Origin of the sequence: Paraperlucidibaca baekdonensis, from assembly GCF_003387535.1 — a bacterium.
Classification (GTDB): Bacteria; Pseudomonadota; Gammaproteobacteria; order Pseudomonadales; family Moraxellaceae; genus Perlucidibaca; species Perlucidibaca baekdonensis.
This window is the reverse complement of sequence record NZ_QUNR01000001.1, coordinates 161,861-184,352: the sequence shown is the minus strand read 5'-3', so window position 1 is coordinate 184,352 and position 22,492 is coordinate 161,861. Positions and strand designations below refer to the sequence as shown.

Here is a 22,492-nt window from a genome sequence, read left to right as displayed (position 1 = left end):
ATGCCGTTTATCCCACATACCGCGGGTGATGTGCGCCGCATGCTCGACACCATTGGTGCCGAATCGCTCGACACGCTGTTTGATGAAATTCCGCAGGCGCTGCGCTGCAAGCCGCTGACTGGCGTGCCCGATGGCCTATCGGAAATGGACGTGACGCGGATGATGCGTGAGCGTAGCGAGCAAGATGCCGGCGCGTTGTGCTTTTTAGGTGCCGGTGCCTACGAGCATCACATTCCGGCGGCAGTGTGGGATTTGGCCTCGCGTGGCGAGTTTCTCACCGCCTACACGCCGTATCAGGCCGAAGCCTCGCAGGGCACGCTGCAAGTCATTTACGAATTTCAGTCGATGATGGCCCACCTCACCGCCATGGATGCCAGCAACGCCTCGGTCTATGACGGCGCTTCGGGCTTGGCAGAGGCTGTGCTGATGGCCATTCGCGCCAATAAGCGCTCGAAATCACGGCGCATTTTGATGCCACGCACGGTATCGCCGATGTATCGCGCCGCGGCTCGCGCCATTGTCGAAGGGCAAGATATTGAGCTAGTCGAATTTGATTATGACCATGCCCAAGGCCGTGTCGATGTGGCTTCACTGGGTGCGTTTGACGGTGAAGACTTTGCCGCGTTAGTGATTCCGCAGCCGAACTTTTTTGGTGTGCTCGAAGATGTGAACGCGCTCACCGATTGGGCACAGGCGCAGGGCATGCTGGTCATTGCTGTGGTGAATCCGATGGCCCTGGCTTTATTCACGCCGCCGGGCGAATGGGGCGCGAGCGGCGTCGACATTGTCGTTGGCGAAGCTCAGCCTTTTGGTATTCCGCTGTCATCAGGCGGCCCATACTGCGGCTTTATGTGCTGCAAAATGGCGCATATCCGCCAAATGCCCGGCCGCATCATTGGTCGCACCGTCGATCTCGATGGCAAGCCCGGCTATGCGCTCACGCTGCAGGCGCGCGAGCAACACATTCGCCGCGCCAAAGCGACATCGAATATTTGCACCAACCAAGGCTTGGCGATGACCGCCGCGACCATTTATCTAAGCTTATTGGGCGCTGAAGGCTTGGAGCGCGTGGCTTTGGCGTCGCACGACAACATCCTCACGCTTACCGATGACTTGCCCATTGGTGCGACTAAGGCCTTTGAGTCGCCAGTGTTTCATGAGCAAGTTATTCGCTTGAGCAAGCCTGCTGAGCAAGTCTTAGCGGCGATGGCTGCGCAAGGCGTATTAGCGGGTGTCGATTTGAGTGTGGAATATCCGGAATTGGGTTCGGCCATCGTGGTGTGTACCACGGAGACGAAAAATGCCGCCGATTTGGCGCGCTACCATGCCGCGCTTAGCGCCGCTTTGGCTTCGGAGTAATCATCATGACTTTAATTTTTGAACGTGGTGAAGCCGGTCGTTGCGCGAGCTCACAAGCGCCACAACAACGCGTTGAGCTGAAGGCGATTCCAGACGCCATGCGCCGCCGCACACGCGCCATTTTGCCGGAAGTCTCGGAGCTGCAAGTGGTGCGTCATTACACCAATCTGTCGCGCAAAAACTTTGCCATCGACACGATGTTCTACCCGCTCGGCTCGTGCACGATGAAGTACAACCCGCGCGGTGCGCATCGTGCCGCCATGTTGCCGGGCTTTTTGCAGCGCCATCCTTTAGCCCCTGAAACGCATTCGCAAGGCTATTTGGCGTGTTTGCATGACTTGCAAGAAACGCTGATGGAAGTTACCGGCATGAAGGGCGTGTCATTAACGCCGATGGCCGGTGCGCAGGGCGAATTTGCCGGCGTCGCGATGATTCGCGCCTACCACGAAGCCCGCAACGACAGCGCGCGTACCGAGATGCTCATCCCCGCTGCTGCGCATGGCACCAACCCTGCCACCGCCGTGATGTGCGGCTATAAAGTCCGCGAGATTCCGGTCTTAGCCAATGGCGATGTTGATCTCGACGCGCTGAAAGCCGCCGTTGGCCCGCAAACTGCCGGCCTGATGATGACTAACCCATCGACCTGTGGCGTCTTTGAGCAGCAGATCAAAGAGATCGCCGAGGCCGTGCACACCGCTGGCGGCTTGCTGTACTACGACGGCGCCAACCTGAATGCGATTTTGGGCAAAGTGCGTCCCGGCGACATGGGTTTCGATGTGCTGCACATGAACTTGCACAAAACCTTTGCCACGCCACATGGCGGCGGTGGCCCCGGTGCCGGCCCCGTCGGTGTCAGTGCGCGCTTGCTGCCCTACATGCCCACGCCCATTGCCGGTAAAAATACCGATGGCAGCTATCGTTGGCTCACCGAGCAGGACATTCCCGGCACCATTGGCCGGTTATCGACCTATATGGGCAATGCCGGCGTGCTCTTGCGCGCCGCGTACTATGCCTATGCGCTGGGTCGCGAAGGATTGCATCGCGTGGGTGAATACTCCACGCTCAACGCCAACTACCTGATGAAGCGCTTGGCCGATGCCGGCTTCCAGCTTGCCTATCCTGAGCGCCGCGCCTCGCACGAATTCATCATCAGCTTCGCGAAAGAAGCTAAAGAGCTCAACGTGAGCGCGATGGATATTGCCAAGCGCCTGCTCGACTACGGCTATCACGCACCGACGACTTACTTCCCGCTGCTTATTCCCGAGTGCTTCTTGATCGAGCCTACGGAAACCGAGTCGCCGGATGAACTCGATGGTTTTGCCGAGGCCTTGATCAAGATCTTGGAAGAGGCCCGCACCACACCGGATATGGTGCGCAATGCGCCGCACACCATGCCGGTGCGTCGCCTTGATGATGTACGCGCCGCCCGCGAGCTTGATCTGGTGTGGCGGCCACAGGCTTAACCGCCTAGAGACGCTAAACTGATCTGCGATAAGCCCCCATTTGGGGGCTTGTTGTTTACGTTACCTCCTTTTTGAAACGCTGTTTATTGTGAGAATGCCATGACCGATCTGCCCCGTTTGCGCTTAAAAATCAATGAAGAGCGCCGCTTGCGCGAAGGCCATGTGTGGATTTTCTCCAATGAAGTCGACATTGCTGCCACGCCATTAAAAGCCATGAATGCCGGCGATCAAGTGCTCGTTGAGGACAGCAAAGGCAAGGCTTTAGGTCTGGCTATTGTGAATCCTAATGCACTGATTTGCGGACGATTGTTTAACCGCGATAGTGCGCACCCGTTGTCGGCATCACTCTTTGTGCACCGCTTGCAAATTGCCGCCAGCCTGCGCGAGCAATGGTTCACTGAGCCGTATTATCGGCTAGTTTATGGCGACAGCGATGGCCTGCCGGGCGTAGTCATTGATCGTTTTGCCGATATCTTCGTGGTGCAACTTTCCAACGCCGGCATGGAGCGCCTGAAGTCGGCCTTGGTCGATGCGCTGGTGAAGGTCTTCAAGCCCAGCGGCGTGCTCTTTAAAAACGATGGCAAGATGCGCGCCGTTGAAGGGCTCGACTCCTATGTTGAAGTCGCTTACGGCGAAGTGCCCGACCGCGTGGCCCTGCGCGAAAATGGTGTGGCCTTTGAGGCCCTCGTGCGCGATGGCCAAAAAACTGGCTGGTTCTACGACCACCGCGATGCCCGCGCCCGCTTAAAGGGCCTCGTCGAAGGCAAGCGCGTGCTCGACGTGTTCTCGTATTTGGGCGGATGGGGCGTGCAAGCGGCGGCCTTTGGCGCCTCGGAAGTGCATTGTGTCGATGGCTCCGAGAAAGCCCTCGACCAGCTCATGCGCAATGCCAAGCTCAATGGCGTCGAGTCGCGCGTGCAGACCTTGCAGGGCGATGCCTTCGACGCGCTCACCGCGCTCAAGCAGGATGGCGAGCGCTTCGATGTCGTGGTGCTCGACCCGCCGGCGTTCATTACGCGTCGCAAAGATCACAAGGCTGGCCTGCAGGCCTATCGCCGCATCAATGAGCTCGGTATGCGCCTGCTCAATCGCGATGGCCTACTAGTTAGCGCTTCTTGCTCGATGCATTTAGGCCGCCACGAACTCGTCGACGTCATCCGCGCCAGCTCACGGCATATCGATCGGCAAGCACAGATTGTTCATCACGGCCATCAGGGCGCGGATCACCCGATTCATCCGGCCATCCCAGAGACCGAATACCTGAAGGCAGTGTTTGCACGGGTGCTGCCGATCTAGCAGCGGTTATTAAAGAAAGCCTCATGCGTGTCGATACAGTAGTTACCCCTACGTTTATCGCGCGAGGTTCTCTTGCCGGAATTACTGCATGCCTTGTCGGAAGAGGAGCTTGCACATGCGCTGCTGCAACAGCAGGTGGCGCTGTTTGAGCGTGCGCTTGACGAGATTGCCGAGCATACGCCCGAGGCCTCATTAAGCCAGGCTGCAGCGCGTGTTGCTGGCCTGAAAAGCCCAGTACCGGGTTTGTGGCTGGTGATCGATTCGGCGTGGTCTATCCAGCATGCCAATGAGCAGGCCGGCAAACTGCTCGGTGTGCAATCGCTGGCTTTGCTTGGGCGGCCGCTGCATGAGGTGTTGCCAACGGCATCAGCCTTGATGGCGCAAGTGCAGCATTCCGCCGATGCCGAAATCACCGTTGAAGCTGAGTTTCGTGGCTATGACGGCGAGCCAGTGCCTTTACTGCTGTCGATTGCGCAGGAGCGAGATGCGCAAAATAGGCGGCAATATGTATTGATTGGCATCGATCTTCGCGATTATCACCGCAATGAGCTGCTCAAGCGCCAGGCCCAAAAGTTTGAGGCCATGGGCAGTTTGGCCGCTGGCATTGCCCATGGGATCAATACGCCGCTGCAATATTTGGGCGATAACCTAAGCTTTATCGATGAGGCTTGCCGCGATTTATTGGCGCTGCTGGCACTGGTACAGCCGTTGGCCAGCAACCATTCTGAGCTCGCACAATTACTGCGGCGGATGGATCCTGATTTTATCCGTGAGAATCTGCCGGCGGCGGTGCAGCGCAGTCACGATGGCGTGCGACGCGTACGCGAAATCACCAATAGCATGCGCAGTTTCACGCACATCAGCGAGGGCATTTTGGCGGAAGACTTAGCTGTGCTCATCCATGAGGCAGTGACTATTTCCACCCATGAAATACGCCAAGTTGCTGATGTTATTTTAGATTTAATACCGGTACCGATGGTGTTGTGCCGTCGCGACCACATCGTACAGGTCCTGATTAACCTGCTCACCAACGCCGCACACGCCATCGCGACACGGCAGAAAACTCAGTCGGCGCGCGGCCATATTCGTATTACATTGCGTGCGGTGGGTGAGGTTTTGCGGCTAAGCGTGGCGGATGATGGCTGTGGCATCCCTGAGGCCATGCGCCACCGAATATTTGATCCGTTTTTCACCACCAAAGCCGTTGGCCAAGGCACGGGTCAGGGCTTGCCCATTAGTCGTGGCTTAATTGTCGATCAACACAAAGGCCGGCTGTGGTGCGAGTCAGCACTGCCGCAGGGCACGGCATTTATTATCGAACTACCCTTACACGGAGCGTGAGCATGAGCGATTTAGTGCAGATTTTATGCATCGATGACGAGGAGCAGGTGCTGCAGGGCCTGAAGCTATCGTTGCGGCAACTCGGCGAAGTACATACGGCCAGCAGTGGCGAGCAAGCCCTAGCGATGCTCGATAGTTTGCCAAATTTGGCGGCGATCATCTGCGATATGCGTATGCCCGTGATGGCCGGCGACGCCGTGTTAGCGGCGTGTCGCGAGCGCCGGCCCTTGGCCACGCGGCTCTTGCTCACCGGCTATAGCGATATCGATGCCGCCATGCGCGCGGTTAACTCGGGTCATATTTTCCGCTTTCTCAACAAACCGTGCCCGCGCGAGCTGCTACATCAATCCGTACACGATGCCGTGGAGCAGTATCGGCTACGTACGGCGGAAAAAGAGCTGCTTGAGCAAACCGTTCAGGGCTGTATGCAGGCTTTGGTCGATGCTTTGGCGATGGCTAGCCCAGCCAGTTTTGGCCAAGCGCAGCGCATGGCCGATTTGGTGCGTGATGTCATGCAGACACAGCAGCTACCGCCGTCATGGGCGAGCTCGATGGCGGTCATGCTGGCAAATTTAGGCCTGGTGGCACTGCCTGAGTTGCTGCAAGAAAAAGTCATGTGCGGCTTGGCATTAAGCGCTGCTGAGCGTGTCGATGTCGCACAAGCGCATCGGCGTACGTGGGCTATGTTGGCGAAGATTCCGCGCATTGAGCCGGTGCGTCAGCTGCTGGCAGCGATCGAGCCGAGCTTGCACGACAAACAGCAGCGGCCTCTGAGTGATGGCGTCATGGCTCAGGCGGCGATCATTGCCCTAGTACAACACTATGCGCAATTAGAGGCTTCGGGTTTGCCAAGCAAGGTGGCGTTGGCGACCTTGGCCGAGCGTTATGCTGATCAAGCGCAGCTGGTGGCGATACTGGCTGAGGTGCTGGGGCCGCAGTCGGATATTTCGCGGCAGCTGAAATTACCGCCAACTATGCTACGCGCCGGCATGGTGTTGCTCGATGCCGTGCATACGCCGCGTGGCTTGCTAATGGCGCCGGCGGGATATGTGGTCAATGACAGCTTTGTCGAGCGCTTGCTTTATAATTGCCCAGAGATGAAATCGCTGCGCTTTGCCGTGCAGATTCCGCCCGAGTTGGTCGGTTATGTGCACCATCAACTACAAACTAAAGCGCTCGATACTTAGCGCAAAAACAGCTGATAGGCCGGGTTATCGCTTTCATCCGAATAAGGGTAGCCCACGGCCTCCAGCGACTTGATTAACGCGCGCAATGGCTTATCGCCAAGCTGCAAGCCAATGAGCACGCGGCCATAGGCGGCGCCATGGTTGCGGTAATGAAATAGCGAGATATTCCATTGCCCGCCAAGCTCGCTGAGAAAGGCCATGAGTGCGCCTGGGCGCTCGGGGAACTCAAAGCGAAACAGACGCTCATCGGTAAGCCCAGCATGGCCGCCGACCAAATGGCGCGTGTGCAATTTCGCCATTTCATCGTCGGATAAATCCAAGACTTCGTAGCCTTTTTTGCGCAAGCTGCCGACCAGCTCCAAGCGGGCATCGAGGCCGGGTTTTAGCGATACCCCGACAAAGACATGAGCCTCTGCCGCACTCGAATAACGATAGTTAAACTCGGTGACGTTACGTTTGCCGATGGCCTGGCAAAACGCCTTAAACGCCCCGGCTTTCTCGGGAATTGTCACCGCCAGCACGGCCTCGCGGCCCTCGCCGAGCTCGGTGCGTTCGGCAATATGGCGCAGGCGATCAAAATTCATATTGGCGCCGGAATTGATCGCCACCAAGGTTTGCTGCGTGACGCCCTCGCGCTGCACATACTTTTTCAGGCCAGCGATCGATAACGCGCCGGCAGGCTCCGCGATGGAGCGGCATTCATCAAAAACATCCTTGATGGCCGCGCAAATCTCATCAGTAGTGCAGGTGATGACTTCATCGACGCAATGCTGCGCGATAGCAAAGGTATGCTCGCCGATGAGCTTGACCGCTACGCCATCGGCAAATAAACCGACGCTGGGCAAGGTCACGCGCTGACCGGCTTGCATGGCCGCCGCCAAGCACGCGGAATCTTCGGCTTCCACGGCAATCACGCGAATCTCTGGGCGCACATGCTTGATATATGCCGCCATGCCGGCCATCAAGCCGCCGCCACCGCAGGGGATAAACACCGCATCGATCTCGCCGCTATGCTGGCGGAGAATCTCCATCGCCACCGTGCCTTGACCGGCAATGGTGTCGGGATCATCGAAGGGATGCACAAAGGTATAGCCTTTTTCGGCCATGAGTTGCTGGGCGTGCGCGAAGGCCTCGTCGTAATTATCGCCATGCAACACGGCTTGCGCGCCCAACGCTCGCACGGCATTGACCTTGATATCTGGCGTAGTCTGCGGCATGACAATGACGCCTTTAATGCCCAGCTTTTTGGTCGCCAGCGCCACGCCTTGGGCGTGATTGCCCGCCGACGCCGCAATAATGCCGCGCGCCCGATCGGCCTCAGGCAGCAGACGAATTTTGTTGTAAGCGCCGCGCAACTTAAAGGAAAACACCGGCTGCAAATCTTCACGCTTAATAAGCACGCGATTTTTCAGGCGCTTCGATAATTGCGCGGCCTCATCAAGCGGACTTTCAATGGCCACATCATAAACACGCGCTTGTAAAATGCGTTTGACGACAGCGTCGAGCATGGTTGGGCAACCCTTAAGCAATGGCAGTGAGTATACTACGCGACATTGCCTGTGCTGTTCGTGGAGTTTGTTATGCCCGCTGTGATGTCTGCCGATGCCCTCAAACGTGCCGTTGCTGAGGCTGCCATTGCCTATGTGCAGCCCGGCGAAATCCTCGGTGTGGGTACGGGCTCTACGGCCAATGCCTTTATCGACGCCTTGGCCTCAATTAAAGGCCGTGTGCGCGCTGCGGTAGCCAGCAGTGAGGCCACGCGCAAGCGCCTTGAGGCCATTGGCATTGAGGTGGTGGATTTAAACCAGGTCGACCGCATCAGCATTTATGTCGATGGTGCGGATGAAATCACGCCGGCCTTGGCAATGATCAAAGGCGGCGGCGGTGCGCTCACCCGCGAGAAAATCGTCGCCGCGTTGGCCGATAAGTTTATTTGCATCGCCGATGCCAGCAAGTGGGTCACCACGCTCGGCACCTTTCCATTGCCCATTGAAGTGATTCCCATGGCGCGCTCGATGATCGCCCGCGAGTTGGTGAGAATGGGCGGCAGCCCGGTCTATCGCACCGGCTTTGTCACCGACAATGGCAACGTCATTTTAGACACCTATGGTCTGCACATCAGCGACCCCGTGGCGCTCGAGCAGCGCCTCAATAATCTCACCGGCGTGGTCACCAATGGCCTGTTTGCGGCGCGCCCGGCTGATATTTTATTGCTCGGCAGTGCCGAGGGTGTACAAACGCATCATCGCCCCACATAATACAAAAATATAAATTATGGAGCGCGCGCAATGGGTCTGCCCGAGAGTTTTCACGCTGGTTTAGTCGGTGGTCTGGTGATTGGTTTTGCCTCGGTGGTACTGATGCTCAGCATCGGTCGCATTGCTGGCATTAGCGGTATTGCCGGCAGTTTGCTGCAACGCCTTCCCAACGATGAGCGTATTTGGCGCATCGCCTTTCTGGTCGGGCTCATTGGTGTTGGCGCGCTGATGGCGCCAGCAGTGAGTCTGCCCACCGAAGGTAATTTCTGGCTACTCGGTGCGGCTGGCTTAATGGTCGGCTTCGGCACTCGTTTAGGCAGCGGCTGCACATCGGGTCACGGTGTTTGTGGTCTGGCGCGGCGCTCAATGCGCTCGCTGACTGCCGTGGCAGTGTTTATGACCAGCGGCTTTGTAACCGTTTATTTGCTGCGTCATGGAGGCTTCTAAGATGGGTATTATCATGGCCTTGCTCGCCGGCGCATTGTTTGGTTGGGGGCTGATTTATTCGGGCATGTCCGACCCCTATAAAGTCCAAAACTTTCTCGATCTTACCGGTCAATGGGACGCCACCCTGGCCTTCGTTATGGGTGGCGCGGTGGCGGTGACTGTGCCGGCCTTCGCGCTCCTGCGTAAGCTCGCCAAGCCATTGTTTGCGGCGCACTTTAGCTGGCCCAACAGCAGTATCATCGACCGCAAGTTGGTCATTGGTGCGATGTTATTTGGCATTGGCTGGGGGCTGTCTGGCTTATGCCCCGGGCCCGCATTGGTCAATATCGGCACGGGCCAAGGCGATGTATTGTTTTTCTGTGCCATGCTGCTGGCGGGCATGTGGATTCATGACCGTTTAATGGCCAATCGCTAAGACTTCTAGCACAACGCGAGACTATTATGACTCTTGATGTCACCACCCTGAGTATTCCCAACCTCATGCAAGGCGCGCCAAATCAGTTTAGCGCCGGTTTTGTCTCTCCAGAGACGATGGCTGATGTGAAGGCGTGTGGCTTCACGCACGTCATCGATATGCTGCCCGAGCATGAACACGGCGGCTTCGATGAGGCCGCCTTAGCCGCGGAGCTCGGTCTTTACTACGTGCATTTGCCCATCGTCGGTGGTCACGACCTCAACCGCCACAATGCTGAAGCGCTCGATGCACTGCTCGCCAGCGTCGGCGAGACACCCGTATTGGTGCATTGCATGAGTGGTAACCGTGTCGGTGCGCTGTTTGCGCTACGCGGCTTTTGGCTGAATGGCATGAGCGTTGAGGAAGCGCTGGCTGAAGGCCGACGCTTTGGCTTGACGAAACTCGAGCCATTGGTGGTGCAACTACTGCAACAAGCCTGATGGACTTGTTGCAGCATGCGTTACTGCTGATATTGCGTAGTGCTTGGTGTGATATCGCGTTTTGCCGCTTTTACCCAGCGGCTTGAGCCTGCCAAGGTTGTTGGTTTGCCATCAATCTTCAAGGTGATATTCCAACGTTGTACCTTCTTAGTCGACGCATTCGCTGCCGGCAGGGTGCGCGGCTCTACCCACGTGTAGCGTGGTGAGTCTGAGACCTTTTGCCAAGCCTGCACCTGCATCTGTCGCAATGACGGTGTGGCCGCGGTTTCTCGCCACAGTGCACTGTGCGTATTAGCAAACGTGCCTTCAGCGTTTAAACGCAAAAATGGTTGCTTTTGATTATCCAAAACCTCAACCGTTTGCGTGGTTTTATTGCTCAGCATTAAGCCAAATGGCTGTCCAGGAATCAGCAGTGCCGTGATGCCTTTCGGTAGCTTCGGCGCGCTATGCCAGTTCGCCTGCCACAAGCCATTGGCCAGTGCGGCAACAAACGTGCCGGTGATGGCCGTCTCTGTATCACCATAGCGCACAGGAATTCGCCAGCTATCGCCTTCCGCGACCTCAGCTTTTAGGCGCTCATCAAACCAGCCCCAATGCGAGGCTTTACGAACAAAACGCCAGTCCGGCTTGTCGCCTTCACCCGCCACCGGTTCACGATGCGGCAGGCCACCCGGTAAGTAGCTATCGAGCCAGGTTTGATGACGCACATTGGCCTCAGCGCCGGCTTTGCTGATGCGCAAAAACGGCTTGCCATCATTGGCCAAAATAACCAAGGGCTTGCTGGTTGGGTTGTCGATCACGAGTTGCGCGCCAAGGGTGTCGACAAGTTGTACGGTGAGCCCATTGAGGGCCTTTGGTAACGGGTCGATGGCGGCTCGGCGATCTTCGTTATGGGCTCCGTGAGACCACGCTTGAATGCTAAAAAGGCTAGTTAAAACAACAACGGCCAGGCGTAAGCCTGGCCGCGTTGCGACGCGTGAAGAGTTCATCGTTGCGCAACAGCCGGTTGCGCGGTGCAGACCGGATTGGTGGTTTCAGGTGAGGTCACCCGCAGCGATGTTGACTCGGATGGAATACGCTCACCATTGGCGTTTTCAGTAATCACAAAGACCATGTAAGCACCTGCAGGTGTCACCGCTTTTTGCGTTGGCATGCGCGCATTAAGCGTATTGCCGGAGCGTGTAAACGGTAATGACACCGTGCGTTGGTCACCATCGACAATGTGCGTAAGGGTGGTGCGTTTCACTAACACCACATCAACCACGTTGTCTGCATTAGCCACACCAATGTTCAGGTTGTCGCCGTGTGTGGCACGCGATGGCGCGCTGGTGATGCTGGGGCGCGGACCAAACACATAGGGTGGGCTGTAGATCTCAAAGCTTGGGTCACGGCCGTCATTGGGCGATAAACCCGGAATGTTGATCGAGAACAGGTATGCGGTGTTGATGGGCGAATGGCCACCGATCAAGATGCGGCCATCGGGCAGCAGCATGGCGGTGTTGTGATAGGTGCGTGGGTTATGCGCCGTTGCCATTTCAGTCCATGTTTCCGTTTCGGGATCATACATTTCCGACTTTTTGATCGGGCCACCCAAGCCGGGCAGCACCACTTCATCGCGGTCAGCACCTGAGAACACCATGACTTTACCGGTTGGTAGCAGTACGCCGGTACCGTACCAGCGTGGCACAGTCATGTTACCGGTGATGCGCGAGACGTATTCCATGCTGTCGTCTTCGGCAATATTGATACGGTCAATACGCGACAAGTTGGTGGGGAAGTATGAGCCTGGGCTACCTACGGTAACCAAGCCCAAAACGCCACCGCCGGTGAGGAATTCAGCGTGATCGTAGCGGCCCTGATCGTTGGGCTTTAGCGGCATTTGGATGGAGAATGTAGAGCCACGGAAGCCAGAGCCAATCGCATTCATCAGCGTGCCAACAGGGTCGCCAGTTAGCGCATCGGTTAATGGCTCAAGTGCTGCCATTGGATCCTGTAATACTGTGCCGAGTAATCCGGTCAGCGTTGAAGTAATGTCTGCGACTGCATCAGGGTTAGTAATGTTCAGTGCTGAGCCAATACGATCTAAACCCATTTTATTGAATTTAAGAGGTAGGCCGGCATAGCCTAGGTCAGTCCATTTTTGCGTGTCTGGATTGTAGGCAGCCAGGATATTCCACAGGGCTTGGTCGTAGGCTTGGCCGAAGGGGTTAAAGGCTTGGCCACCGGCGTTATAAAGTACGTGTCCATTAGGCAATAAATGCTGGCGTGGGTAGAGTGGTAAAGAACGTTCGCCACCGCCACCATTGCTCGACCAGGTACCGCAACCGAGATCATAAGTCTCAGATTCGGTGACATTACGGCCGGACGTCAGTGGGTTTTCGGGATATATAGGCTTAATAAGCTTGGTAACGCCGGATGTTACAAAGACATCACCATTTGCGAGTGTGGTAAGCGAGGGATACCAGCGGCCATTTTTCATGTCGCCAGTTTTTGACCAGCTGTTATCGGCTGGGTCAAAAATACGTGCTTGCTTCACGCCTTCTAACTCTGATAAGCCAAAGGCAATCGGGCCTTCGAGGCCTGGTTCAAAATAGTAGTCGGTACCGCCAACGGCCATGATGCGGCCATCGGCAAGCATTTCGAGGTCGGCACAAAATAGCGCGCCATCGTTGTTGTTGCGAGCACCCGCGGTATCGAGGATGCCGCCTGGGAGTAGCACTGTGGAGTCGGCGCCATCGGGATTGGCACCGCCATCCACCGGTGTGGGCTGCATCCAGCCTGCTTCGCGGCCGCGCAGGCTCATGACCCGAGTTTGGTCGTTTGTGACTACAGCACCGGCTTCAAAGAAGATGGAGAACTCAGCATCTTCGGTGCCTTCAAGGGCGTTGAAGTAGAGGATGCGGTCATCTTCTAAAAGCGCCATGGAGCCAGCTGTCGGCTTACATTCGGTTGGGCGACCGTCTTCATTGCGTAAGCAGCGGTCGTCTTGTGGCACCATTTTCAATGGATTTTTTAGGTTGCCTTTGGATGTCAGCAAGCCCATGGAGTCAAGCAGGCCACTAAGCATATCGAGCGGATTACTGCTCTCGGCTGCCGCTTCTTCGTCCGCCACTTCACGTGCTGCGGCCTTCATTGAGCTCGGGCCCAAAGGCTCTACGAATGGCTGTGTAAAGCCACCTACCTGCGCACAATCTTCTGTAGCGCAGTCTGGTTCTGAGATGTTGGCTTGGCCGGTTTCACGAGCGCTAACGCCGCTGGAGCCGCCGCCACCACTGGATCCACCACCGCACGCAGCGAGTGCTAATGTGGTACCAACAAGGAAGAGCGGAGCGAGTTTAGTTTTTGAAATTTTTTGCATGATTTTTGTATTCCTGACACAAGTCGGGAAATACTGATCATTAACTAAACAGAAGGCAAGTTAGACAGTGCCAGATCCGATGAGCTGCATAAATGTGCGCTGAACGGTACTTTTTGTATAGCTTATGTGACTGGGCGCAGCGATTTTGTCTAGGGAAGTGCCAGATTCCAGACGCTCACGCTAATGAGCGATAACAAAATACCAACACCAAGCACGGCATTAGCTAAGTCCGGCTCGAGGTCATATTGCTCGGCTAAGATGGCCGCTGAAATCATCGGCGCCATGGCTGCTTGCAATACTGAAATGCTTAACGTTAAGCCCGAAACTGCCATCAGGCTGCCTAAGCTCAGTATGAGTAATGGTGCCATCAGCAACTTCCAGCTGAGCCCAATAGCTACCGGCGCGAATTGATATGCGTGGAGCGTTAAGCGTAGGCGCAGCCCCACAGAAAACAAGGCCAGTGGCGTGAGCGTGGCGCCAAGACGAGCCAGTATCGTATCGACCGACGCTGGCCATCCGCCCAGTTGACCGACCATCATGCCGATCATCAGGGCAATAAAGGCAGGAAATAGGAGGATTTTTTTGGCAATAGCCGAGGGGCTAGTGGCCGCACCGCCGTATATCACCGCGACCATCACGCCGCCAATGCTGAGCATCATAAAGCAGCCGAGCTGATCGGCGACCACGCCAAGCGCCAAGCCCTCGCGGCCGCGAAGCGCTTCGAGCATGGGGTAACCAACAAATGAGGTATTGCCGAGGCCACAAACCAAGATTAAGGCGCCGATGCGAGCGCGTGACCATCCGAGTACGCGACCGATGCTATGCAGCACCACGGCGGCGCCAATAAACACCAGCCATTGCGAGACAGCCAAAAACCACAGGTCGGCGGAGAAGCTCAGGCGTGGAATCAGGTCTAGCACGAGAGCTGGTAGCGCGATTTGGATCACCCACCAATTCAGTGCGGGCACCATATTGGCCGGTGGTGTGGCCACGCGCGCCACCACAACACCGAGAAACAAACAAATAGGAATGAGAAGTAGCGATTCCATAGGACACGCCATCGCGAGCAGAAAGGTGGTGCGCCCGGCGGGATTCGAACCCACGACCACCGGCTTCGGAAACCGATACTCTATCCAGCTGAGCTACGGGCGCATAGCGAGCAAATCGTCTTAAGTCGCTCAACTTAAGGCTGCGCATCATAACGATTGGCATTGAGGCCGTCCATGGTGCTTATAGCGTTTACTTATGAGCTCATGGTGTAAAAGTATTTTACAGCGCGATGAAAAACGCGAATTATCCGCGCTAATTCGATTTGTCGCGGCGTTAGGCTGCTTGGAATATTAGATGAAACGCCTATTGGCCGTTGTTATTTTATCTGTGAGCAGTAACGCTGCATTTGCCACCAACGGCTATTTTGCCCACGGCTACAGCGCCTCGCAGCGCGCCCAGGGCGGTGCCGGCACTGCCACCAGCGATGATGCGCTGATCGCGACGATCAACCCCGCCGGCATTGGCCGCTTAAAAAGCCTGCGTTGGGATGCCAACCTAAGTCTCTTCGTGCCGCGCCGCGAATTCGAGGCCACAGCGCCCGACGCCACCGGCCTAGGTATTTTCGCCACCGATGCGGGCCGCGTTAAAAGTAGCCATAACTTATTTGCGATTCCGGGCTTTGCCATTGCCGGCCCGATCAATGACACGTTGTCGGCCGGTTTGGCGGTCTATGGCAATGGCGGTTTGAACACGGTCTACAAACAAGGCGAGACGAACGCGACGTTTTTTGGCGTGAATACCGCCCAGCCGGGTAATACCGGTTTGGTTGGCAATTTATTAAATGGGTTGGGCGTAAATCCCGGTAACTTGGTCGGTGGCGTGGTCAGCAGCCGCTGCCAGGGCGCCTTCGGTGGTGGTGATGCGCTGGCCAACAACCCCGATCTACTGGGCTTTTGCGGCAATGGCAACGGCACAGCGTCGGTCGATCTGATCCAGCTATTTGTCACGCCAACCTTGGCCATCAATGTTAGTGAGCGCTTGTCGTTTGGTCTGTCGCCGATTTTCGCTGTGCAGCGTTTCGAGGCCAAAGGCTTGAGCGCCTTCGCGCCATTTTCCAATGCGCCCGGTAAAGTCACCGACAATGGCACCAGCTTTTCCTATGGCGGTGGCGGCCGCATTGGCATGCTCGCCACCATTGCACCGGGCCTAGATTTTGGTGCGTCATGGCAGTCGCGCATTCACATGACTAAATTCAAGGAGTACGCCGGCCTTTTTCCCGAACAAGGCGATTTCGATATCCCCTCGGCGTGGAATCTTGGCCTCGCTTGGCAGCCGCATCCGCAGCATCGATTTTTGCTCGACTATCAGCATATCTCGTTTAATGAAGTGGCCTCTGTTGGCCGGCCATTGAACCCGCAGGCGTTTGTCAGCCAATGCGCATTGCCGCGACTGGCGGGCAAAGTTACTGGCTTGAGCTCGCCGAGCCCGTCGTGCTTGGGTGCCGACACCGGCCCCGGCTTTGGCTGGCAGGACATGGACATTTACAAGTTTGGCTATCAGTACAGCCAAGGTGACTGGACGTGGCGCGCCGGCTATAGCCAACCGAATTCGCAGCCGATTCCATCGAGCGAGGTCACGCTGAATATTCTCGCGCCCGGCGTGGTCGAGCAGCACTACACGTTGGGCGTGAATTGGCAGGCATCACCGCGCTGGGGCTTCGACTTGAGCATGATGTATGCCGACGCTGATCCGGTGCGTGGCCGCAACCCATTGAGCAATGTGCAGCTGCTCAATGGCAATTTGGTGACGGCGGGCATCGACAGTGGCGACCAAGAAATAGCGCTCGATATGCGGCAATACGAGGTGACATTTGGTATGAATTACACCTATTGATTAACGTCTGTGTAGCTGAGCAGCAAAGGCTTTTGGCACACTCTAAATGCGGGTATACTTTTCCCGTTTCGGTAGGGCCGTAGGTCCACCGCTTTGCCCAAGTGAGGTTGACGTGAAAAAATTTGCATTGATGCTGGCTGGCGTTGGTTTGGTGTTGTCGGTGGCAGCCCAAGCGAAATCGACCAAAGAAATATCGCAATATCCGTTGGGTGAGCGTGGCTTATTCAGCGAGCGTGCAACCATTGAACGTATCGATATGGTGGGTACGGTCTGCTATGAGGGCGATCCCTGTGCCGCCGCTGCAGTGGCGGCGCCTGTCGTTGCCGCCGGTCCGCGCTCAGGCGATGAAATTGTTACCGCCGTTTGTGCAGGCTGCCACAATGCCGGTGTGATGGGTGCTCCGGTCATTGGTAATAAAGTCCAATGGGCGCCGCGTTTGGCACAAGGTACCGCCACACTGCACAAGCATGGCGTGGAAGGCATTCGTAGCATGCCGCCTAAGGGCGGTTGCGGCACCTGCTCCGATGACGAAATCATCGCGGCAGTTGACGTGATGATCGCACAGGCGAAATAAGCATTTGCCGATCCCCAAAGCCGCCCAGTGAGGCGGCTTTTTTATGCCGCTCTCTAAAGGCATGGTTGTTTTCGGCGCCCTATTGTTTAACCGAGCAAGTCACGCAAATTAGTCAAATGCGCCCGACCAATCGCTTGCTTTTGCTCAACACTTTTACCGCTGCTTTTACCTTCCCAGTCGAGATCATCGGCGGGCAGCTCATCGAGGAAACGGCTAGGCGTGGTCGGTAACATCTCACCGGCAACTTTGCGCTTGGCCGAATAAGTTAGCGTCAGGGTTTGCTTGGCGCGCGTGATGCCGACATACATCAGACGACGCTCCTCCTCCACGGTATCGGCCTCGATACTATTGCGGTGCGGCAATAAATCTTCCTCAAGCCCGACCAAAAACACGTGCGGAAACTCCAAACCTTTGGCGGCGTGCAGGGTCATTAGCTGAACTTTGTCGCTGTCGTCTTCCTCGGCTTGTTGCTCGAGCAAGTCCAGCAAAACCAGCTTGCGGATTACTGCCTCGATGTCGCGATCTTCTTCGTCTTCGGCCTTTTCCCAGAGTCGCTGCACCGAGGCCAAAAAGCTATTCACCGATTCCATGCGGCGTTCGGCGGCTTGCGGCGTTGCTGATTGTTCGAGCAAATAGTCGTTGTAATCGATGTCACTGAGCATTTGCTTGATGGCGTTGAGCGGCTCATTGCCATCAATGATTTCGCGCGCCGTGCTAGCGATCCACGCTGAAAATTCCTGTAAACGACTCAGCGCACGATCGCCCACATGCAGGCCAAGCCCGAGCTCATCGCAGGCGAGCAGCATGGCGCACTCGCGTTGTTGCGCATAACTGCCGAGTTTTTCCAGCGTTGATGGGCCAATTTCGCGCTTTGGCGTGTTCACAATACGCAAAAACGCGTTGTCGTCTTCGGGATTGATGACCAGCCGCAAATAGGCCATGACATCTTTGATTTCCGAGCGCCCAAAAAATGATTGACCGCCGGAGATTTTGTAAGGAATTTGAAATTCACGGAGCTTGGTTTCCAGCGCGCGCGCCTGAAAATTGCCGCGATAAAGCACGGCGTAGTCGCGGAACTCGGTGCGTTGCATGAGCTTGTGATTGAGCAGTTCAGTGGCGACCTTTTCGGCCTCGGCATCTTCGCTGGGGCATTGCACCACGCGGATGGTGGCGCCCATGCCGTGCTGGCTCCAGAGCTTTTTTTCAAACACATGCGGGTTGTTGGCAATCACCGCGTTGGCGGCTTTTAAGATGCGGCTGGTCGAGCGATAGTTTTGCTCAAGCATGATGACTTTCAGTGCTGGATAGTCTTTCGACAGCTCCGCCATATTTTCTGGTCGCGCGCCACGCCACGCGTAGATCGATTGGTCGTCATCGCCCACGGCGGTAAAGCAGGCGCGACTGCCGACCAAGAGCTTGACCATCAAATACTGGGCGGAGTTGGTGTCTTGGTACTCATCGACTAAGAGGTAATGCACTTTGTTTTGCCATTGCTCGCGCACTGCGTCGTTGTCGCGCAGGGCTAGCGTGGGGCGGACAATTAAGTCATCAAAATCAACGGCGTTGTAGGCGCGTAAATGCCGCTCATAGGCTTCATAAACGGTGGCGGCAAACAAGTCGCCATCGCTCTCGGCGCGGCTAATGGCCTCAGCGGGCGTGATCAATTCATTTTTAAAATTGCTGATGAGGCTGCGCACCAGTTTGATTTTGTCGCTGGCATTTTCTTTGTGCAACAGCTCGCCGAGTAGCGTGTTGGAGTCTTCGGCATCGAAAATCGAGAAATTCTTCTTTAAGCCAAACTGCTCGGGCGCGCGCTTGATCATGGTCAAGCCGAGCGTGTGAAAGGTCGATACGCTGAGGCCGCGCGCAATTGGGCCGCTGACCAGCTTGGCGGCGCGTTCTTTCATCTCGCGCGCGGCTTTATTGGTGAAGGTCACCGCGAGAATTTTATTCGCCGAAATGCCGCACTCAGTAATCAGGTAGGCGATTTTTTGCGTGATGACCGAGGTCTTGCCGGAGCCGGCGCCGGCGAGCACCAACACGGGGCCAGAGATGGCTAAGACGGCTTCGCGTTGGCGAGGATTAAGCTGATTCACACACACTTCCGGGCAGCTGGGCGGCGGGGCGATAGTGTAGTGGGCTGGGCTCGGTTATTCCACGCCTGCGAGCAGATGTTGGGTGTGAGGTTGGCGCGTGGCATGCGAGGGTCGCCGCGGCGGTCTCGCACGCAGAGGCTTATTCGATGCCGTAGACAGCCTTCCAATGATTCATCGCGGCCGTGGTGTCACGCTGCCAGGGATGAAAACTGGGCTTGTAATACGACAAATACGCCTTGCCCATTTTGCGCAACCAGCCGGGCTTCACAAACAGCTCTTTAAGGCCCTCGCGATGCATTTTCCAATCGCGCTGAATGCCACGCGCTTTCAGTAACTGGTAGGTGTGATAGCTCGAGAAAAACGCGAACTCCACGGTATTGATGACCATCTGCGAGCTGCGTATCCAGTAGCTGCCGACCTGCTCTTGGAAGACATCGAAGGCCACCGCTTTGTGCTCACTCTCTTCAATGGCGTGCCAGTACCACAGCGCTTTTACGCGATCATCCATGGGCGCGAAAAACTCGGGGTTTTCCAAGGCCAGCTCGGCCAGCACGGCGGTGAAATGTTCGAGTGCGCAGGTCATCGCCAGTTGCCGCTCAGGCGAGAGTTTGCCTCGCATGAATGTCAGGCCTTTTTTAACGAAAGCATCGATCTCGGCCATGGGCAAACCTTTACGGCCCATAAACTCATTAAAGGCGGTGTGTTCGCGGCCATGATGCGCCTCTTGACCAATAAAGCCACTGACTTGCTTGGCGAGGTCTGGGTTCACATGCTTTTGATAGTGCCGCACGGAGTCGACAAAAAAGCGCTCACCTTCGGGGAATGTCGCCGATAGTGCGGTTAACAGCATGGACTTGAAGGGGCTGCCGCCAAACCAGTCCATGGGAATGCTGTCATCAAAGACATAATCCATGCGCCGTGGCGTGGGGCGATTGACCAGATTGAGAATTTTCGCTTGAGAAGTCATGGCTAACTCACCATTTGTCGGTATTGGTCAAATATACACCGATGACTTAAATTGACAAGCTAGCATGTCGGATTTTTGGCGAGCGTGCGCGTGTTGCGGTTTTTGCACAGATAGGGCCCACTGCAGTAAGCCTGTTGTGGTTTATGCAAATGCGAATTGAATGCGAAGTAATCTTCACATTATGTTATGTGCTTTGTTTGACTCGCGTCATTTCACGCGTAATTTTCATGGTATTTCGGTGCTCTGGTCGATCGTACGTTCATCCGTTTCACCTCGCTGCTAATGCCGGCCTGCCGGAGCATTAGCAAACACTCTGAAGGAATCCATCATGGCAGCATGGCAAGGCAAAACTCTTTTTATGACCGGCGGCAGTCGCGGTATTGGCCGCGAAATAGCGCTGCGCTTTGCGCGTGAAGGCGCCAATGTGGTGATCGCGGCGAAAACGGACACAGCGCATGCGCGCTTGCCGGGTACCGTGCACAGCGTGGCTGAGGAAATAAACACTGCCGGTGGCCGCGCCTTAGCGCTGGTGGTCGACGCGCGCGATGAGGCGCAGCTAGTCGCTGCCATTGCGCGGACCGTTGCCGAGTTTGGCGGCATCGATGTGCTCATCAATAACGCCGGCTTTTTGGGCGTCACGCCGATTGCCGCCACGCAAACCAAGCATTACGACCTCATGCATGCCCTTAATACGCGCGCGCCGATGATTACCATGCGCGAATGCTTGCCACACTTGGCCGCCAGCAACGGTCAGGTACTCAATCTGTGCCCGCCGATCAATCTCGACCCCGGCTGGCTCGGTGCGTTTGCGCCTTACACCAGCACCAAATACGGTATGACGCTGCTGAGCTTAGGCTTGCAGCAGGAAGCCGGCGCACGCGGCGTGCAGGTACGTACACTGTGGCCCGCCACGTTAATTGCCACTGCCGCGGTTGGCCTCACGGCTGGCGAGGCGGGCTTGGCGGTGTCGCGCAAACCCAGCATCATGGCTGATGCCGCTTACGCGCTACTCAATGAGCGTGAGCATTTTGGTGCGGAAGTGTGTTGGCTCGATGAAACCGCGCTGCGTCATGTCGGTGTCAGCGAGTTTGATCATTACGCCAACGACCCTTCGCAGCTTGCCAACATTCAACGCGACTTTTATATCGGAACCTTCTAATGGATTTTTCGCTAAGCCCAGAGTTACAGGCGTTGTGCCAGCAGGTACGCGCGTTTGTTAGCCGTGAGTTGCTGCCGCTGGAGTCGCAAACTGGCTTTATGGATGCCCACGAAAATATCGACGAGACCGTGCTTGACGGCTTGCGGGCGAAAGCCAAAGCCGAGGGCTTGTGGGCCTTTCAAATGCCTATTGAGCGCGGCGGTCGCGGCTTAAATCATGTCGGCATGGCGGCGGTCTACGAAGAAGCGGCGCGCTCGCCCTTTGGCCCGGTGGTGTTTAACTGCGCGGCGCCTGATGACGGCAATATGCAGGTGCTCAATAAGGTCTTGAAAACCGAGGCGCTGAAGCAGCGCTGGTTACAGCCCATCATCGATGGCAAGGTGCGCTCAGCCTTTGCCATGACGGAGCCCAAAGGCTGCGGCTCGGATCCATCGTTGACCTACACGAAAGCCGAAAAAGTCGGTGATCAGTGGCGCATCACGGGGCGCAAATGGTTTATCACCGGCGCTGAGGGGGCGCAGACCTTTATCCTCATTGCCCGCACCAGTGATGACGAGCGCAAAGGCCTCACGGCGTTTTTATTTGATGCCGACTCGCCCGGCTGGCGCATTGAGCGGCGCATCGCCATCATGGGGCCCGAGGAGCACGGCGGCCATTGCGAGCTCGTATTCGATGGCTTGATGATCCCCGATGAGCAGCGCCTGCTTGAGGTCGGCGATGGCCTGAAAGTCACGCAAATTCGTCTTGGCCCTGCCCGCCTCACGCACTGCATGCGCTGGCTGGGTTTGAGCAAGCGCTGCTTGGAAATTGCTGGTGCGTATATCCGCCAGCGCCAAAGCTTTGGTATCACGCTGGCTGAACACGAAGGCGTGCAGTGGATGCTCGGCGAGGCCGCCATGGATATTCATATCGGCCGCCTATTGACCATGAACGCCGCGTGGATGCTCGATCAAGGCGACTTTGCCCGCAAAGAGGTGTCCATGGCCAAGGTGCAGGTTGCCGATACGCTCCACAAAGCCGCCGATACCGCCATCCAGCTCTTGGGTGCGCAAGGCTATTCGAAAGATACCTTGGTCGAATGGGTCTACCGCTACGCTCGCCAAGCGCGCTTGGTCGATGGTGCCAGCGAGATCCATAAGATGGTGTTGTCGCGCAGCTATTTGGCCGATGAGTCTGAGTTTTTTCGCTGGCATTAACAAAAGCTGATGCA

At 56.4% G+C, this 22,492-nt stretch carries 19 protein-coding genes and 1 tRNA gene; 13 read left to right on the top strand and 7 right to left on the bottom strand.

The features are described from left to right. The 5 genes from gcvPA (at nt 1) to DFR26_RS00885 (ending at nt 6,646) form a co-directional block, all read left to right on the top strand. Complete coding sequence (gene gcvPA / locus DFR26_RS00905) at nt 1–1,359, top strand: aminomethyl-transferring glycine dehydrogenase subunit GcvPA (RefSeq protein WP_116207067.1); 1,359 nt, start codon at nt 1–3, stop codon at nt 1,357–1,359. Nucleotides 1,360–1,364: 5 nt separating this feature from the next. Next, complete coding sequence (gene gcvPB / locus DFR26_RS00900; RefSeq protein WP_116207066.1) at nt 1,365–2,822, top strand: aminomethyl-transferring glycine dehydrogenase subunit GcvPB; 1,458 nt, start codon at nt 1,365–1,367, stop codon at nt 2,820–2,822. Between the two features lie 99 nt (nt 2,823–2,921). Further along, nucleotides 2,922–4,118: a class I SAM-dependent rRNA methyltransferase gene (locus DFR26_RS00895; RefSeq protein ID WP_116207065.1), complete on the top strand. Its 1,197-nt coding sequence runs from the start codon at nt 2,922–2,924 to the stop codon at nt 4,116–4,118. Nucleotides 4,119–4,190: 72 nt separating this feature from the next. Beyond that, entirely contained in the window at nt 4,191–5,459 is a 1,269-nt protein-coding gene (locus DFR26_RS00890) for a two-component system sensor histidine kinase NtrB (RefSeq protein ID WP_116207064.1), read from the top strand. Between the two features lie 2 nt (nt 5,460–5,461). Beyond that, entirely contained in the window at nt 5,462–6,646 is a 1,185-nt protein-coding gene (locus DFR26_RS00885; protein ID WP_116207063.1) for a response regulator, read from the top strand. Here the strand turns inward: DFR26_RS00885 and ilvA are convergent. After that, nucleotides 6,643–8,154, bottom strand: a complete 1,512-nt coding sequence (gene ilvA, locus DFR26_RS00880) for a threonine ammonia-lyase, biosynthetic (RefSeq protein ID WP_116207062.1) — start codon at nt 8,152–8,154, stop codon at nt 6,643–6,645. The genes DFR26_RS00885 and ilvA overlap by 4 nt on opposite strands. A gap of 72 nt (nt 8,155–8,226) precedes the next feature. On the opposite strand from ilvA, the gene rpiA reads away from it, so the two are divergent. Genes rpiA through DFR26_RS00860 form a run of 4 tightly spaced genes read left to right on the top strand, consistent with a single transcriptional unit; the run spans nt 8,227 to nt 10,245 of the window. Beyond that, the gene (gene rpiA / locus DFR26_RS00875) at nt 8,227–8,904 is read left to right on the top strand and encodes a ribose-5-phosphate isomerase RpiA (protein WP_245952979.1); all 678 of its coding nucleotides are present in this window, start codon (nt 8,227–8,229) and stop codon (nt 8,902–8,904) included. Between the two features lie 30 nt (nt 8,905–8,934). Further along, nucleotides 8,935–9,351: a YeeE/YedE family protein gene (locus DFR26_RS00870; RefSeq protein ID WP_116207061.1), complete on the top strand. Its 417-nt coding sequence runs from the start codon at nt 8,935–8,937 to the stop codon at nt 9,349–9,351. Nucleotide 9,352: 1 nt separating this feature from the next. Then, the gene (locus DFR26_RS00865) at nt 9,353–9,766 is read left to right on the top strand and encodes a YeeE/YedE family protein (RefSeq protein ID WP_116207060.1); all 414 of its coding nucleotides are present in this window, start codon (nt 9,353–9,355) and stop codon (nt 9,764–9,766) included. A 26-nt stretch (nt 9,767–9,792) separates the two neighbouring features. Beyond that, on the top strand, nt 9,793–10,245 hold the full coding sequence (locus DFR26_RS00860) for a protein tyrosine phosphatase family protein (RefSeq protein WP_116207059.1): 453 nt from the start codon (nt 9,793–9,795) through the stop codon (nt 10,243–10,245). 20 nt (nt 10,246–10,265) lie between these two features. On the opposite strand, the gene DFR26_RS00855 is transcribed toward DFR26_RS00860, so the two are convergent. The 4 genes from DFR26_RS00855 to DFR26_RS00840 all read right to left on the bottom strand — a co-directional run bounded on the left by DFR26_RS00855 (nt 10,266) and on the right by DFR26_RS00840 (nt 14,755). Next, on the bottom strand, nt 10,266–11,234 hold the full coding sequence (locus DFR26_RS00855; RefSeq protein WP_116207058.1) for a hypothetical protein: 969 nt from the start codon (nt 11,232–11,234) through the stop codon (nt 10,266–10,268). Continuing rightward, nucleotides 11,231–13,603: a galactose oxidase early set domain-containing protein gene (locus DFR26_RS00850; protein WP_116207057.1), complete on the bottom strand. Its 2,373-nt coding sequence runs from the start codon at nt 13,601–13,603 to the stop codon at nt 11,231–11,233. Before DFR26_RS00850 ends, DFR26_RS00855 begins: the two co-directional genes overlap by 4 nt. Nucleotides 13,604–13,752: 149 nt before the next feature. Further along, a complete protein-coding gene (locus tag DFR26_RS00845) occupies nt 13,753–14,652 on the bottom strand; it encodes an AEC family transporter (RefSeq protein WP_181898939.1) in 900 nt (299 codons plus the stop codon). Between the two features lie 26 nt (nt 14,653–14,678). Then, nucleotides 14,679–14,755: transfer RNA gene (locus DFR26_RS00840), tRNA-Arg, on the bottom strand. A gap of 192 nt (nt 14,756–14,947) precedes the next feature. Here DFR26_RS00840 and DFR26_RS00835 point away from each other — a divergent pair. Beyond that, nucleotides 14,948–16,486, top strand: coding sequence for an OmpP1/FadL family transporter (locus DFR26_RS00835; RefSeq protein ID WP_116207055.1), 1,539 nt, complete (start codon nt 14,948–14,950; stop codon nt 16,484–16,486). A gap of 112 nt (nt 16,487–16,598) precedes the next feature. Then, nucleotides 16,599–17,060: a c-type cytochrome gene (locus DFR26_RS00830; RefSeq protein ID WP_220375673.1), complete on the top strand. Its 462-nt coding sequence runs from the start codon at nt 16,599–16,601 to the stop codon at nt 17,058–17,060. A gap of 86 nt (nt 17,061–17,146) precedes the next feature. On the opposite strand, the gene rep is transcribed toward DFR26_RS00830, so the two are convergent. Further along, nucleotides 17,147–19,156 carry a DNA helicase Rep gene (rep, locus tag DFR26_RS00825; protein WP_116207054.1) on the bottom strand — a complete coding sequence of 670 codons (2,010 nt, stop codon included), beginning with the start codon at nt 19,154–19,156 and terminating at the stop codon, nt 17,147–17,149. 139 nt (nt 19,157–19,295) lie between these two features. Beyond that, the gene (locus tag DFR26_RS00820; protein WP_116207053.1) at nt 19,296–20,123 is read right to left on the bottom strand and encodes a metal-dependent hydrolase; all 828 of its coding nucleotides are present in this window, start codon (nt 20,121–20,123) and stop codon (nt 19,296–19,298) included. Nucleotides 20,124–20,451: 328 nt separating this feature from the next. Between DFR26_RS00820 and DFR26_RS00815 the strand changes: the two genes are divergently transcribed. Then, nucleotides 20,452–21,282, top strand: coding sequence for an SDR family oxidoreductase (locus DFR26_RS00815; protein WP_116207052.1), 831 nt, complete (start codon nt 20,452–20,454; stop codon nt 21,280–21,282). Next, nucleotides 21,282–22,478: an acyl-CoA dehydrogenase family protein gene (locus DFR26_RS00810; RefSeq protein ID WP_116207051.1), complete on the top strand. Its 1,197-nt coding sequence runs from the start codon at nt 21,282–21,284 to the stop codon at nt 22,476–22,478. Before DFR26_RS00815 ends, DFR26_RS00810 begins: the two co-directional genes overlap by 1 nt. Nucleotides 22,479–22,492: the final 14 nt, after the last annotated feature.